Annotated in this window: 10 protein-coding genes and 1 riboswitch; of the genes, 5 read left to right on the top strand and 5 right to left on the bottom strand. The window is 73.3% G+C overall.

Annotation, left to right across the window (positions count from 1 at the left end; translation table 11 throughout):
- The first annotated feature begins 1 nt into the window (after position 1).
- The 3 genes from pucD to ABZX40_RS19140 all read left to right on the top strand — a co-directional run bounded on the left by pucD (position 2) and on the right by ABZX40_RS19140 (position 5,340).
- On the top strand, positions 2–2,407 hold the full coding sequence (gene pucD, locus ABZX40_RS19130) for a xanthine dehydrogenase subunit D (protein WP_355739806.1): 2,406 nt from the start codon (positions 2–4) through the stop codon (positions 2,405–2,407).
- A gap of 206 nt (positions 2,408–2,613) precedes the next feature.
- Positions 2,614–4,071 (top strand): NCS2 family permease, encoded by a 1,458-nt coding sequence (locus ABZX40_RS19135; RefSeq protein WP_355739803.1) that lies wholly within the window; start codon positions 2,614–2,616, stop codon positions 4,069–4,071.
- A 33-nt stretch (positions 4,072–4,104) separates the two neighbouring features.
- On the top strand, positions 4,105–5,340 hold the full coding sequence (locus ABZX40_RS19140; RefSeq protein ID WP_355739801.1) for an XdhC/CoxI family protein: 1,236 nt from the start codon (positions 4,105–4,107) through the stop codon (positions 5,338–5,340).
- A gap of 66 nt (positions 5,341–5,406) precedes the next feature.
- Here the strand turns inward: ABZX40_RS19140 and ABZX40_RS19145 are convergent, their stop codons facing one another.
- On the bottom strand, positions 5,407–5,853 hold the full coding sequence (locus ABZX40_RS19145; RefSeq protein WP_355739800.1) for an SRPBCC family protein: 447 nt from the start codon (positions 5,851–5,853) through the stop codon (positions 5,407–5,409).
- 67 nt (positions 5,854–5,920) lie between these two features.
- On the bottom strand, positions 5,921–6,706 hold the full coding sequence (locus tag ABZX40_RS19150) for a polysaccharide deacetylase family protein (RefSeq protein WP_355739797.1): 786 nt from the start codon (positions 6,704–6,706) through the stop codon (positions 5,921–5,923).
- A gap of 349 nt (positions 6,707–7,055) precedes the next feature.
- On the opposite strand from ABZX40_RS19150, the gene ABZX40_RS19155 reads away from it, so the two are divergent.
- Both ABZX40_RS19155 and lysA read left to right on the top strand, forming a co-directional pair.
- The gene (locus tag ABZX40_RS19155) at positions 7,056–7,460 is read left to right on the top strand and encodes an SAV_915 family protein (RefSeq protein WP_355739795.1); all 405 of its coding nucleotides are present in this window, start codon (positions 7,056–7,058) and stop codon (positions 7,458–7,460) included.
- Between the two features lie 76 nt (positions 7,461–7,536).
- Entirely contained in the window at positions 7,537–8,883 is a 1,347-nt protein-coding gene (gene lysA / locus ABZX40_RS19160; RefSeq protein ID WP_355739792.1) for a diaminopimelate decarboxylase, read from the top strand.
- 168 nt (positions 8,884–9,051) lie between these two features.
- On the opposite strand, the gene metE is transcribed toward lysA, so the two are convergent.
- From metE to ABZX40_RS19175, 3 genes are all read right to left on the bottom strand, one after another.
- Positions 9,052–11,364: a 5-methyltetrahydropteroyltriglutamate--homocysteine S-methyltransferase gene (gene metE, locus ABZX40_RS19165; RefSeq protein ID WP_355739790.1), complete on the bottom strand. Its 2,313-nt coding sequence runs from the start codon at positions 11,362–11,364 to the stop codon at positions 9,052–9,054.
- A gap of 167 nt (positions 11,365–11,531) precedes the next feature.
- A riboswitch (cobalamin riboswitch) is annotated at positions 11,532–11,755 on the bottom strand.
- An 85-nt stretch (positions 11,756–11,840) separates the two neighbouring features.
- Positions 11,841–12,398, bottom strand: a complete 558-nt coding sequence (locus ABZX40_RS19170; protein WP_355739787.1) for a cupin domain-containing protein — start codon at positions 12,396–12,398, stop codon at positions 11,841–11,843.
- Positions 12,399–12,441: 43 nt separating this feature from the next.
- Positions 12,442–13,659, bottom strand: a complete 1,218-nt coding sequence (locus ABZX40_RS19175) for a type III polyketide synthase (RefSeq protein WP_355739784.1) — start codon at positions 13,657–13,659, stop codon at positions 12,442–12,444.
- Positions 13,660–13,903 lie beyond the last annotated feature (244 nt).

The raw sequence follows: 13,903 nt of genomic DNA on the forward strand, positions 1-13,903 counted from the left end.
GATGAGCGACACGACCGCCCCCGTCGGCGCCCCCACCGAGGTCACCCAGGGCTCCCCGAGCAGGACCCGAGGCGGCATCGGCGAGTCCACCCTGCGCCCGGACGGCACCCTCAAGGTCACCGGGGAGTTCGCCTACTCCTCCGACATGTGGCACGAGGACATGCTCTGGGGCCAGATCCTGCGCTCCACCGTCGCCCACGCCGAGATCCTCGCCATCGACACCGCCGAGGCCCTCGCCACCCCGGGCGTGTACGCCGTCCTCACCCACGACGATCTGCCCACCGCCGTGAAGCACTACGGGCTGGAGATCCAGGACACCCCGGTCCTCGCCCACGGCAAGGTCCGCCACCACGGCGAGCCCGTCGCGATCGTCGCCGCCGACCACCCGGAGACCGCCCGCCGCGCCGCCGCCAAGATCCGCGTCGACTACCGCGAACTCCCCGTCATCACCGACGAGGCGTCCGCGACCGCCCCCGACGCGATCCTGGTCCACGCCGACCGCGACGACGACCACCTGGGCCATGTCCCGCACCCCAACATCGTCCACCGCCAGCCCATCGTGCGCGGTGACGCGGCGAAGGCCGCCGAGCGGGCCGAGGTCGTCGTCCGGGGCGAGTATGTCTTCGGCATGCAGGACCAGGCGTTCCTGGGCCCGGAGTCCGGACTCGCGGTCCCCGCCGAGGACGGCGGCGTCGACCTGTACGTCGCCACCCAGTGGCTGCACTCCGATCTGCGGCAGATCGCGCCCGTCCTCGGGCTGCCCGAGGACAAGGTCCGGATGACCCTGTCCGGCGTCGGCGGCGCCTTCGGCGGGCGCGAGGACCTCTCCATGCAGATCCACGCCTGCCTCCTCGCCCTGCGCACCGGCAAACCCGTGAAGATCGTCTACAACCGCTTCGAGTCGTTCTTCGGCCATGTCCACCGCCACCCCGCCCGTCTCACCTACGAGCACGGCGCCACCCGCGACGGCAAGCTGACCCACGTCAAGTGCCGGATCGTCCTGGACGGCGGGGCCTACGCCTCCGCCTCCCCGGCGGTCGTCGGCAACGCCTCCTCCCTGGGCATCGGCCCCTATGTGGTGGACGACGTCGACATCGAGGCCATCGCCCTCTACACCAACAACCCGCCCTGCGGCGCCATGCGCGGCTTCGGCGCGGTCCAGGCGTGCTTCGCGTACGAGGCCCAGATGGACAAGCTCGCCGCCGAGCTGGGCCTCGACCCGGTGGAGCTTCGCCGTCGCAACGCCATGGAGCAGGGCGCGCTGCTGCCGACCGGCCAGCGCGTCGACTCCCCGGCCCCGGTCGCCGAACTCCTGCGCCGCGTCCAGGCCATGCCGCTGCCCCCCGAACGCCAGTGGGAGTCCAGCGAGGGCCCCGACGTACGCCAGCTCCCCGGCGGCCTCTCCAACACCACCCACGGCGAGGGCGTGGTCCGGGGCGTCGGCTACGCGGTCGGCATCAAGAACGTCGGCTTCTCCGAGGGCTTCGACGACTACTCCACGGCCCGGGTCCGGATGGAGGTGATCGCCGGGGAGCCGGTGGCGACCGTGCACACCGCGATGGCGGAGGTCGGCCAGGGCGGAGTCACCGTCCACGCCCAGATCGCCCGCACCGAGCTGGGCGTCACCCAGGTGACGATCCAGCCGGCGGACACCCGGGTCGGCAGCGCCGGTTCCACGTCCGCCTCCCGGCAGACGTATGTCACCGGGGGTGCCGTCAAGAACGCCTGCGAACGGGTCCGGGAGCGGGTCCTCGACCTCGGCCGCCGCCGCTTCGGCTCCTACCATCCCGCCTGGGCCACCGCGGAACTCCTCCTGGAGGGCGGCAAGGTCGTCACCGACGGCGGGGAGGTGCTGGCGAACCTGGTGGACGTCCTCGGCGAGGACGCGGTGGAGGTCGAGGAGGAGTGGCGGCACCGCCCCACCGAACCCTTCGACCCGCGCACCGGCCAGGGCAACGGCCATGTCCAGTACTCCTTCGCCGCCCATCGCGCGGTGGTGGAGGTCGACACCGAACTCGGTCTGGTCAAGGTGGTCGAACTGGCCTGCGCCCAGGATGTCGGCAAGGCCCTCAACCCGCTGTCCGTGATCGGCCAGATCCAGGGCGGCACGACACAGGGGCTGGGGGTGGCGGTGATGGAGGAGATCGTCGTCGACCCGAAGACGGCGAAGGTCCGAAACCCGTCCTTCACGGACTACTTGATCCCCACGATCCTCGACACCCCCACCATCCCGGTGGACGTCCTCGAACTCGCCGACGACCACGCCCCCTACGGCCTGCGCGGCGTGGGCGAGGCCCCCACCCTGTCCTCCACCCCGGCGGTCCTCGCGGCGATCCGCGCGGCGACGGGCCTGGAACTGAACCGGACGCCGGTGCGGCCGGAGCATCTGACGGAGACCGGCACGTAAGCCGGTCCCAGGTGGTGCCGGGAAGCCCGTTCCCCGACGGGCACCCGGTGCCGGGCAGCGCGACCGCCGTCCACCTGTCCGCGCCGCTCAAGTCCACCGCAGTGATCTCGTCTCGGGCCGTCCCCCGGGTCGGGCACTTCCCAAAACCCGTCGTCCGCCGCAGGTGTGGGCGCGGGTGTCCCTGTGAACCTTGGGAGCAGGCCCATATGACCCAGCAGTCCCTGGAGCCGAAGAGCATCCCCGAAGGCGCCGGCGCGGGAACCCGCGTCCCGGCGGGACGCTCCTGGCTCGACCGGTACTTCCACATATCCGACCGGGGCTCCACCCTCGCCCGCGAGATCCGCGGCGGCGTCACCACCTTCATGGCGATGGCGTACATCCTGCTGCTCAACCCCCTGATCCTGTCCGGCCCGGACGCCGCCGGAGGGACCCTCGGCCAGCGGGCGCTGATCACCGCCACCGCCTTCGCCGCCGCCCTCACCACCCTCCTCATGGGCTTCGTCGGCAAGGTGCCCCTCGCGCTGGCCGCCGGACTCTCCGTCTCCGGCGTCCTCGCCTCCCAGGTGGCCCCGCAGCTGACCTGGGGTCAGGCGATGGCGATGTGTGTGATGTACGGCGTGGTCATCATGCTGCTGGTGGTCACCGGCCTACGCGAGATGATCATGAACGCGATCCCGCTGGCCCTGAAGCACGCCATCACCATGGGCATCGGTCTGTTCATCGCCCTGATCGGCTTCGTGAAGGCCGGATTCGTGCACGGCGGCGAGTCCACCCCGGTCGTCCTCGGCCCGGACGGCGAACTCGCCGGCTGGCCGGTGCTGCTGTTCGCCGTCACCCTGCTCGCCGTCTTCATGCTCCAGGCCCGGGGCGTGCCCGGCGCCATCCTGATCGGCATCATCGGCGGCACCCTGCTCGCCGTCCTCCTCAACGCCCTCGGTGTCGTCGACCCGGAGCAGTGGGCGAGCGGCGCCCCCGAACTGCACGGCGGCGCGGTGTCCATGCCGGACTTCTCGCTCTTCGGGCAGGTCGAGTTCGGCGGCTGGGGCGAGGTCGGCGCGATGACCGTCGGCATGATCGTGTTCACCCTGGTGCTGGCCGGGTTCTTCGACGCCATGGCGACGATCATCGGCGTCGGCACCGAGGCCAAGCTCGCCGACCGGGACGGCCGGATGCCGGGACTGTCGAAGGCCCTGTTCATCGACGGGGCGGGCGGCGCGATCGGCGGGGTGTCCGGGGCGTCCGGCCAGACCGTGTTCGTGGAGTCCGCTACCGGCGTCGGCGAAGGCGCCCGCACCGGGCTCTCCTCCGTCGTCACCGGGCTGTTCTTCGCCGCCTGTCTCTTCTTCACCCCGCTGACCGCGATCGTCCCCGGCGAGGTGGCCGCCGCCGCGCTGGTGGTGATCGGCGCCATGATGATGATGAACGCCCGGCACGTGGACTGGTCCGACCGGGCGACGGCCGTCCCCGTCTTCCTGACCGTGGTCGTGATGCCGTTCACCTACTCGATCACCGCGGGTGTGGCGGCCGGTGTCGTCTCGTACGTCGCCATCAGGATCGCTCAGGGCAAGGCGCGGGAGATCGGGGCGTTCATGTGGGCGCTGACCGTGATCTTCGTGGTCTTCTTCGCCCTCAGCCCGATCGAGAGCTGGCTCGGCGTCCGCTGAACCGGGCCCCCGCGCGGAAGGAGACCGAACGACATGCTGGACATCGCCGAGGAACTCGACCGATGGGCCGCGCAGGGCCGTGACTTCGCCGTCGCCACCGTGGTGGCCGTCAGCGGCAGCGCCCCGCGCCGCCCCGGCGCCGCCCTCGCGGTGGACGGCGACGGCACCGCGATCGGCTCGGTCTCCGGCGGCTGTGTGGAGGGCGCGGTCTACGAGCTGTGCCGACAGGCGCTCCAGGACGGGCAGCCGGTCCTGGAGCGCTTCGGGTACAGCGACGACGACGCCTTCGCCGTGGGGCTGACCTGCGGCGGTGTCATCGAGGTGCTGGTGGTGCCGGTCCGGGCGGCCGACCCTGCCCGGCCGGTGCTGGCGGCAGCGCTCCGCGCCGCGGTGGCGGGCGGGGCGGTGGCCCTGGCCCGGATCGTCTCCGGCCCGGCGCATCTGCTGGGCCGGGCCCTGCTGGTCCGCGGGGTCCGTCCGGACAGGGGCACCGATACCGACACCGCTGTCGACGGCGGCTTCGGAGTCCACCCGGACGGGGTCCGCCCGGACGCGGACACTGGCACCGACCCCGCCGTCGACGGCGGCTTCGGCGTCCACCCCGACCTCGACCGCACCGCCGCCGCCGAGGCCCGCGCCTTCCTCGACTCCGGCCGCACCGGCACCCTGGAGATCGGCGCGCACGGCTCGCGCTGCGGCACCCCGCTGACCCTGCTCGTCGAGACCGCGGTGCCACCGCCCCGGATGATCGTCTTCGGCGCGATCGACTTCGCGTCCGCTCTCGTCCGGATCGGCCGCTTCCTCGGCTACCGGGTCACCGTGTGCGACGCCCGCCCGGTGTTCGCCACCCGGGCCCGCTTCCCCGAGGCCGACGAGATCGCCGTCGACTGGCCGCACCGCTATCTGGAGTCGACCGAGGTCGACGGCAGGACCGTGCTGTGCGTCCTCACCCATGACGCCAAGTTCGACATCCCCCTGCTGCGGCTGGCGCTGCGCCTGCCCGTCGCCTATGTCGGCGCGATGGGCTCCCGCCGCACCCACCTGGACCGCGCCGAGCGGCTGCGGTCGGTCGGCGTCACCGAGCGGGAACTCGCCCGGCTGCGCTCCCCGATCGGCCTGGACCTCGGCGCCCGTACGCCCGAGGAGACCGCGCTGTCCATCGCCGCCGAGATCGTCGCCGCCCGCCGGGGCGGCTCCGGCGTCTCCCTCACCGGCGCCCACACGCCCATCCACCACGACACCCCGGCCCCTACCGGTGCCGCCGTCTGACCCGCCGGTCAGCCGTCGTGCATCCGCGCTCGCCCCACCGGCGTCCAGTGGCGGTCCCGAGGTGGGTCAGGCCATCCTGAGCAGCCGGTTGACCGCCCGGCCGAAGACCGCGCGGGCCGTCCGTTCCAGGAGGGGGTCGAAGAGGCCCGGCAGGAAGCGGACGCCGAGGTGTTCGCGCCAGATGACCCGGGTCCGTCCACCGGGGCCGGGGCGGACCTCGATCTCGGCCCAGCCGCGCACCACCCGGCCGCGCTTGTCCAGGCGGCAGTGGCCCGGCGTGTCCGAGTCGGGGTCGGGCGGCTGCCAGCGGGTGATCTCCATAGGGTCGTCGAAGCGGAACGGACCGATGCCGCTGCGGGCCACGACAACCGTGCCCTCCCGGGTGGGCGGCCCGGTGCGCACCGAGACCCGGGTGAGCGGGACGGCGGCTCCGTGCCGGGGCCAGTCGGTGAGCCGGTGCCAGGTCTCGGCGAGGGAGAGCGGTGCCGTGCGTTCGAGCTGGAACGTGATCACGGTCGCATCCTAGGAGCCGGGCGGGGCCGGGCTCCGCCGTGCCGGGTGCGCGCCCTCCCGGTGACGGCTAGCGGTAGACCTTTCCGGGGACGGCCTCGCCCGGGGCGAGGAGCTGCGGGACGGTCACAAAGACGTAGCCGCGTTCCTTCAGGGCGTCGATGATGCCGGGCACGGCGGGGACGGTGCCGTCGTAGATGTCGTGCAGAAGGATGATGCCGTCCCGCTCGGTCTGGGCGAGGACCCGCTGCTGGATGAGGGCGGAGTCGGTGGTCTGGTAGTCCTTCGCGGTGACCGTCCACAGCACCTCCGACAGGCCCAGCTCCGCGCAGATGCGGTGCACGGTCTCGTTGGTGCGGCCCTGCGGGGGGCGCATCAGGGTCGGGGCGCGGCCGGTGAGGCGCTCGATCTCGTCGTTGGTGCGGGTCAGTTCCTCGCGTATCTGGTCCGGCTCCAGCCGGGTCAGGATGCGGTGGGTCCAGGTGTGGCTGGCGACCTCGTGGCCCTCGTCGGCCATCCGCCGCACCAGCTCCGGATAGGTGTCGATATGGCGCTTGCCGAGGAGGAAGAAGGTCGCCGGGACCTGCTTCTCCTTGAGGATGTCGAGCAGCTTCGTGGAGTGCTCGCTCGGTCCGGCGTCGAAGGTCAGCGCGACGCACTTGGCGGTGCGGCAGTCGACGGGGCCGAAGCGGTCGGGCGCGGTGGCCGTGGCGTCGGCGCGGACCCCGCTGGGCGCGCTGGTGTCCACCTTGGCGCAGCCCGCAAGGGTGAGCGCGAGGGCGAGGGCCGTGGCCCGGGTGGCCGCTTTACGGAACCTGTTCCCCGGTCTGTGCGTCTTCTTGGTCGCAGAGGGCATGCCGGGACTATACATAGGCGCTATAGACGGGGTGCATAGTGGGGTCGTGGCTGGTCAGAGGGCGGCACGACGAGTCGGGGTGCCCCGGTGAGGGGCCCGCTACCCACTCGCTCGTACCGCGCGCTCCCCGGTGCCCCGGGCCATAAGCGGAATGCACGGGGCGGGAGCGGCCGACGCCGTCCGCGTCAGTGATCCGTATACGTCCCGCCCCCGGCCGTCAGCGTCCCGTCAGGGGAGCCCCGTTCCCGAAGATGGCGGGCATAGCGTCATCCATGCGCCCCGATCGCCTCCCCGCGTTCGGGGCGCATGACGCCTCGTCCCACCCGAGTTCGGCCTCCAGGAGGCACCCATGGCAGACATCCTGTGCGGCGACGACCCCGAGCCCTCCGAACGGTTCCCGGCCGGACCGCTGTACGTTCCGGTCCGGCCGGGACCGTCCGGGTGCGCGGCCCGGTTCTTCCGCACCCCGCTGGGCGAGCGCACCGCCGTCGCCTTCACCTCCGAACGGCGGCTGACCGCCACCCTGGGCGCCGGGCAGCCGTGGATCCGGCTCGCCGAACCCGCCCTGCGCGCCCTCACCGCGCCGCTGGGCGTCACGACCCTCACCGTCGACCCCCAGCTCTCCGCCCCCGCCCCCGCCCCGAATCCGGAGCCCCGCCCGGCCGCCGCCGCCCGCACCGCCGGACCGCGCGCCGCCCTGCGGCTCACCGGCGCCGCCGCCCTCGTCTCCGCACTCGCCCTCTGGATCGACTGAGGTGCCCCAGGGCCCCGCCCCCGCTCCTTCCCCGCCCTCCGATCCGCCCGGCACCCCCGAGGAGGCCCGCCGCGCCATGACCACCCTCCACGACCCCACCGCTCTGCCCCCCGGCACCGCCCCCGGCCCGGCCGCCCGTTCCGTCTGGCCCGCCGCCACCACCGAGCCCCGGCCCGGCGAGGTCGCCGTCGGCGGAGTCGGGCTGGCCGGGATCGCCGACCGATTCGGCACCCCCGTCTACGTCCTGGACGAGACCGAGGTCCGCGACCGCTGCCGCACCTACACCCACGCCTTCCCGGACACCGAGATCCTCTACGCCGCCAAGGCGTTCCTGTGCCGGGCCATGGCCCACTGGGTCGCGGAGGAGGGCCTCGGCCTCGATGTCTGCTCCGCCGGGGAACTGGAACTCGCCGTCACCACCGGCTTCCCCGCCGAGCGGATCGTGCTGCACGGCAACGCCAAGACCCCGCGCGACCTGGAGAGCGCGCTGCGCCTCGGCGTCGGCCGGATCGTCATCGACAGCCCCTCCGAGATCGCCCGGCTCGCCGCCGCCGTCGGGCCCGACGGGCATCAGAAGGTCATGGTCCGGGTGGTGCCCGGGATCTCGGCGGGCGGTCACGAGAAGATCCGCACCGGCACCGAGGACCAGAAGTTCGGGCTGTCGATCTCCGACGGCTACGCCCAGCACGCCATCGCCCGCATCCTGGACCAGCCGCAACTGGAACTGACCGGGCTCCACTGCCATCTGGGCTCCCAGATCACCAGCGTCAAGCCCTATCTCGCCGCCGTGCGCAGGCTCGTCGGGCTGATGGCCCGCCTCCACCGCCAGCACGGGATCACCCTGCCCGAACTCGATCTCGGCGGCGGCCACGGCATCGCCTACCGCCCCGGCGAGCCCGCCCTCGACCTCACCGCCCTCGCCCGCCGGGTGCGCGCCGAACTCACCGGGGCGTGCACGGCCGCCGGTCTGCCCGTACCCCGGCTGATCATCGAACCGGGCCGGGCCATCGCGGGCCCCGCCGGTATCGCGCTCTACCACGTCCTCGCCGTCAAGCACACCGGCTCGCACACCTACGTCGCCGTCGACGGCGGCATGAGCGACAACCCCCGCCCGGCCCTGTACGGGGTGCGGTACGCGCCCCGGCTGATCGGCCGGGCTGGGGCCGCGCCGGTGCCGGTCACGGTGGTGGGGCGGCACTGCGAGGCGGGTGATGTCCTCGCCGCGGACGTCGAACTCCCCGGGGACATCCGCCCCGGCGATCTCCTCGCCGTCCCGGTCGCGGGGGCGTATCACCTGTCCATGGCGTCCGGGTACAACCTGGTCGGCCGTCCACCGGTGGTCGCGGTGGAGGGTGGGCGGGCGCGGTTGCTGGTCCGGCGGGAGTCGCTGGACGACATCCGGGCGCGGGATGTGGGGCTGTGAGGGGTCAGGGGTGGCCTGCGCCTCCCCAGGGGAGCGGGTGCGGGTCGGTGAGGGCCGGTCGCGCAGTTCCTCCCCCAGAGGGGGCACCCCCAGCGCCCCTTGGAGCGTTCCCCGGGCTCGCCTCCGGCCCTCCGTCGCAACCCCCGACCCGCGCCCCCGCGGGGCCCGTCAGGCCAGTTCCTCCCGGAGGGTTCGGGTCGCCGTGACCAGGTTCTCCAGGGCCGCCTGGGTTTCCGGCCAGCCCCGGGTCTTCAGGCCGCAGTCCGGGTTGACCCAGAGGCGTTCGGCGGGGATGGCCTTCAGGCCGGTGCGCAGGAGGTCCGCCGCCTCCTCGGGGCTGGGGACGCGGGGGGAGTGGATGTCGTAGACGCCGGGGCCGGCCTCCCGGGGGTAGCCGTGCGCGGCGAGTTCGCGGGCCACCTGCATATGGGAGCGGGCGGCTTCGAGGGAGATGACATCGGCGTCGAGGTCGTCGATGGCCTGGACGATGTCGCCGAACTCGGCGTAGCACATATGGGTGTGGATCTGGGTGTCCGGGCGGACCCCGGCCGTGGTCAGGCGGAACGCCTCCGTCGCCCAGGTCAGATAGGCGGGGCGGTCGGCCGCGCGGAGCGGCAGGGTCTCGCGCAGCGCGGGCTCGTCGACCTGGATGACGGACGTGCCCGCCGCCTCCAGGTCGGCCACCTCGTCGCGCAGGGCCAGGGCGACCTGGCGGGCGGTGTCGCCGAGGGGCTGGTCGTCGCGGACGAAGGACCAGGCCAGCATGGTGACCGGGCCGGTGAGCATGCCCTTGACCGGCCGGTCGGTGAGGGACTGGGCGTAGGCCGTCCAGCGGACGGTCATGGGCGCGGGGCGGGAGATGTCCCCGGCCAGGATCGGCGGGCGGACGTACCGGGTGCCGTAGGACTGGACCCAGCCGTGCTGGGTGGCGAGGTAGCCGGTGAGCTGTTCGGCGAAGTACTGGACCATGTCGTTGCGTTCGGGCTCGCCGTGCACCAGGACGTCCAGGCCCGCCTTCTCCTGGAAGGAGATGACGTCCCGGATCTCGGCCTCGATGCGGTCCTCGTAGGCGTCCGTGCCGATACGGCCGGTGCGCAGGTCCGCGCGGGCGGTGCGCAGGGCGGTGGTCTGCGGGAAGGAGCCGATGGTGGTGGTCGGCAGCACGGGCAGGCCCAGGCGGGCGCGCTGCGCGGCGGTCCGGTCGGCGTAGGGGAGGGAGCGGTGGGCGTCGGCGTCGGTGACGGCGGTGGTGCGGGCCCGTACCGCCGGGTCGTGGGTGAGGGGGGAGTTGGTCCGGGAGGCCAGGTCGGCGCGGTTGGCGGCGAGTTGGGCGGCGATGGCGTCGGTGCCCTCGGCGAGGCCCCTGGCCAGGGTGACGATCTCCGCGCTCTTCTGCCGGGCGAACGCCAGCCAGCGCCTGACCTGCGGTGCGATGTCCCGCTCGGCGGAGGCGTCCAGGGGGACGTGGAGGAGGGAGCAGGAGGCGGCCACGTCCACCCGGTCGGCGAGACCGAGCAGGGTGCCCAGGGTGGCGAGGGAGCGGGTGAGGTCGTTGACCCAGATGTTGCGGCCGTTGACGACCCCGGCGACCAGGCGCTTGCCGGGCAGTCCGCCGACCGCCGCGAGGGCGTCCAGATTGGCGGCGGCGGACTCCGTGAAGTCCAGCGCCAGGCCCTCGACGGGGGCCTTGGCCAGGACGGGCAGGGCGTCGCCGAGGCGGTCGAAGTAGGAGGCGACGAGGAGCTTCGGGCGGTCGGTGAGGGCGCCGAGGTCGCGGTAGGCGCGGGCGGCGGCGTTGAGGTCGGCCGGGGTGCGGTCCTGGACCAGGGCGGGTTCGTCCAGCTGCACCCAGTCGGCGCCGGCGGCCCGCAGATCGGCGAGGATCTCGGCGTACACCGGCAGGAGCCGGTCCAGCAGGGTCAGGGGGTCGAAATCGGCGGCCACACCGGGCGCGGGCTTGGCGAGGAGGAGGTAGGTGACCGGGCCGACCAGCACCGGGCGGGCGGTGAGGCCCAGGGCGAGGGCCTCCTTCAGCTCGCCCACCTGCTTGCCGGGGTCGGCGGAGAAGACCGTGTCCGGGCCCAGCTCGGGGACCAGGTAGTGGTAGTTGGTGTCGAACCACTTCGTCATCTCCAGCGGCGCCACGTCCTGCGTGCCGCGCGCCATCGCGAAGTAGCCGTCCAGGGGGTCCGCCGCGACGGCGGCCCGGTGGCGGGCGGGGATCGCGCCGACCATGACGGTGGTGTCGAGGACGTGGTCGTAGTGGGAGAAGTCGCCGGTGGGGACCTCGTGGACCCCGGCGTCGGCGAGCCGGCGCCAGTTGCTCCGGCGGAGTTCGGCGGAGGCGGCCCTCAGGGCGTCGGCGCTGACGCGGCCCTTCCAGTAGCCCTCGACGGCCTTCTTCAGTTCCCGGTGCTGACCCTGGCGGGGGTAGCCGTACACGGTGGCCCGTGCTGCCGCGGCTGCGGGCTTGGTGGTCACGGAGATCTCCTTCGCGAGATGAATCCCTGAGATCCCGGCGACGGGACGGGGGCGCGAAGGGTGACGGAACCGGGCGGCCCGGCCCGTGCGCTGCGGGGCACGGTCGTCCGCCTGACTCTGTACGCCGACCCGCCCGCGAAGGTCACCGGAATGTCCGCGCACGAGTGGTTCGCGCATGGGCGGCTGGCAGGTCTTCGGACTCGCGGGCGCGTCCTGACGAGATCAGGACCCCTACTGGCCGTCGCTTCCCAGGCCCGTTCTCCCGGACCCAGTGCGTATGACGGCGGTCGTTCCCACTCACCGCTGCGGGGCAGTCCCGGATTCCCACCGGGTTCCCTCTTGCGACGCTCCCGCCTGGCGGACGGGGCGAACCAGCTGCGTCGGTCACCCTAGCCGCTCGGACACCGCCCGTACATGACGTCTCACCCGTGCCGCGCCCGGGGGAGCGGGCACGGCACGGGAGCGGGAGGCACCCCCTAGGGCCGGTCCGCCGGGGTGGCGGGCGGGTCGTAGCGCAGCGGGGTGAGCTGCTGGACGTCGTAGCGCAGCCGCAGGGCGGCGATGGCGGAGTGATCGATCTCTCCTTGGGCGGCGAGGATGTCGAGCAGTTCCTCGAAGTACCGCTCGTGCGCCGGGGGCGGGGCGGCCTGGAAGAGCACCCGGGCCGGTTCGGGGCCGGTGTTGGCGAAGGCGTGCGGGCATCCGGGCGGGACGAACAGCAGGGTGCCGGGGCCCGCCCGCACCGCCCGCTCCCCGGCGGCGGACTCCCACTCCCGCCAGTGGTCCGGGGTCCTCACCAGCGGCTCGAAGGCCAGCACCTCCAACTCGCCCTCGATGACGTAGAACAACTCCTCGCTGTGCGTATGGGTGTGGGCGCCCACATCGAAGCCGGGCGGGACGACGACCTCGAAGGTGGAGGCCGCCCGGGAGTGCTCGCCGGTCACCTTGAAGGTGACCCGCTGGGCGGCGACCGCCACGGTCCGCCCCCGGCCGGGCGGCAGGATCAGCGGCCCGGCGGACGCGCCGCCCGTCACCGCGCGCCGGACCCGGTCCCGGGCCGGACGGCCGCGGCCGTCGTCATACCGGGCCCTCCGTGGACACCGCCGCCGGGCCGGGCGCGGGCGCCGGGGTCGGCGTGGGCACCCGCACCGCAGGGGTGGCGCCGTTGCTCGCCGGGCGCGGGGCCTCAGCGGCCGGATCGGTGCGCACCCCCGCACCGGCGCCCTGCTCGGCCGCCGGTTCGGTGCTGTCGGTGGTCCAGCGGCCGAGGGTGATCTCGGCGGTGATGCCGGGCCCGAACCCGGCGATCATCCCCAGCTCCCCCGGCGCGCAGCCGCCCTCCTCGAACAGCCGGCGCAGCGCGTCCAGCACCACCGCGCTGGCGATGTTCCCGTACTCGGCGAGCGTGGCCCGGCTGAAGCGGAACATCTCCGGCGGCACGGCGAGATAGTGGCTCAGATCGTCCAGGATGCGCGGTCCGCCCGCGTGGATCAGATAGAAGCTCTGCGCGCTGGCGTCCCGCCGGTACTGGGCGGCCAGCGAAGTCAGCGCCGGGGCCAGCTGCTCCATGGTGCCGGGCACCCGCCGGTCGAGCATGAAGTGGAAGCCCGTCGGCCGCACCCGGTAGGCGATCCAGTCCTCGCTGTCCGGCACCAGATAGGAGCCGTTCGCCTCCAGCTCGATCCCGGTGCCCCCCATCCCGCGCACCACCGCCGCGGCCACCGCGTCCCCGAACAGCCCGTTGGACAGCATGTTGCCGACCGTCAGATCGGTCGGCTGGTAGCAGAGCGAGCAGAACTCGCAGGCCACGATGAGGGCGTTGGAGCCCGGGTGGGCCATGCAGAAGTCGTGCGCCCGGTTGATGGCGGCGCCCCCCGCCGCGCAGCCGAGCTGGGCGATGGGGATCTGCCGGCAGTCGTAGCGGAAGCCCAGCGCGTTGATCATCCAGGCGGTCAGCGAGGGCATCATGAAGCCCGTGCAGGACACATAGATGATCACATCGATGTCCCGGGGGCCGAGCCCGGCGTGCTTCAGCGCCCGCTCCACCACATCGGGCACCCGCGCCTTGGCCTCGGCCTCATAGGTGTCGTTGCGTGCCTCCAGCCCCGGATGCCTGAGGGTTCGGTCCAGCGGCTGGACGATATGGCGTTTGCGTACCCCCGTGTTGCCGATCAGCCGTAGCGCGAGCGGCAGTTGTTCGTGCCCGGCGTACAGCGAGCGGGCCAGGCCCAGGGTCTGTTCATGGGTGATCGTGTATTCGGGCACGGCTACCGCGGGGCGGCACAGGACAGGCATGGTTTCCCCCTTGAGAGATGGTCTGCCTCAGACTTCAGAGATGGTCTGCTTCAGAGATCCGTCTCGGCAGACCGGTCCTTGCCCGGCATATCCCTGGAACATGCGACAAGCACACTAAACGCACCCGATAGCGTGAGATCGGGGTACGGGCGGCCGACCGGGGCGTACGCCACCGGCCGCGGGCCGGGGTGCGCGCCGGGGCGCGGCCCACCCCGGGCGGGCCCGCCGACGCCCTCCCGGCCCC

The organism is Streptomyces sp. NPDC004610, from assembly GCF_040609715.1.
Classification (GTDB): Bacteria; Actinomycetota; Actinomycetes; order Streptomycetales; family Streptomycetaceae; genus Streptomyces.

Bases quoted from the DNA above. Each gene is read 5' to 3' on its own strand.
- ABZX40_RS19155 (WP_355739795.1), top strand. From the start codon at position 7,056: ATGGCAGACATCCTGTGCGGCGACGACCCCGAGCCCTCCGAACGGTTC.
- ABZX40_RS19150 (WP_355739797.1), bottom strand. From the start codon at position 6,706: ATGCCCTCTGCGACCAAGAAGACGCACAGACCGGGGAACAGGTTCCGT.
- pucD (WP_355739806.1), top strand. From the start codon at position 2: ATGAGCGACACGACCGCCCCCGTCGGCGCCCCCACCGAGGTCACCCAG.
- ABZX40_RS19135 (WP_355739803.1), top strand. From the start codon at position 2,614: ATGACCCAGCAGTCCCTGGAGCCGAAGAGCATCCCCGAAGGCGCCGGC.
- lysA (WP_355739792.1), top strand. From the start codon at position 7,537: ATGACCACCCTCCACGACCCCACCGCTCTGCCCCCCGGCACCGCCCCC.
- ABZX40_RS19140 (WP_355739801.1), top strand. From the start codon at position 4,105: ATGCTGGACATCGCCGAGGAACTCGACCGATGGGCCGCGCAGGGCCGT.
- ABZX40_RS19175 (WP_355739784.1), bottom strand. From the start codon at position 13,659: ATGCCTGTCCTGTGCCGCCCCGCGGTAGCCGTGCCCGAATACACGATC.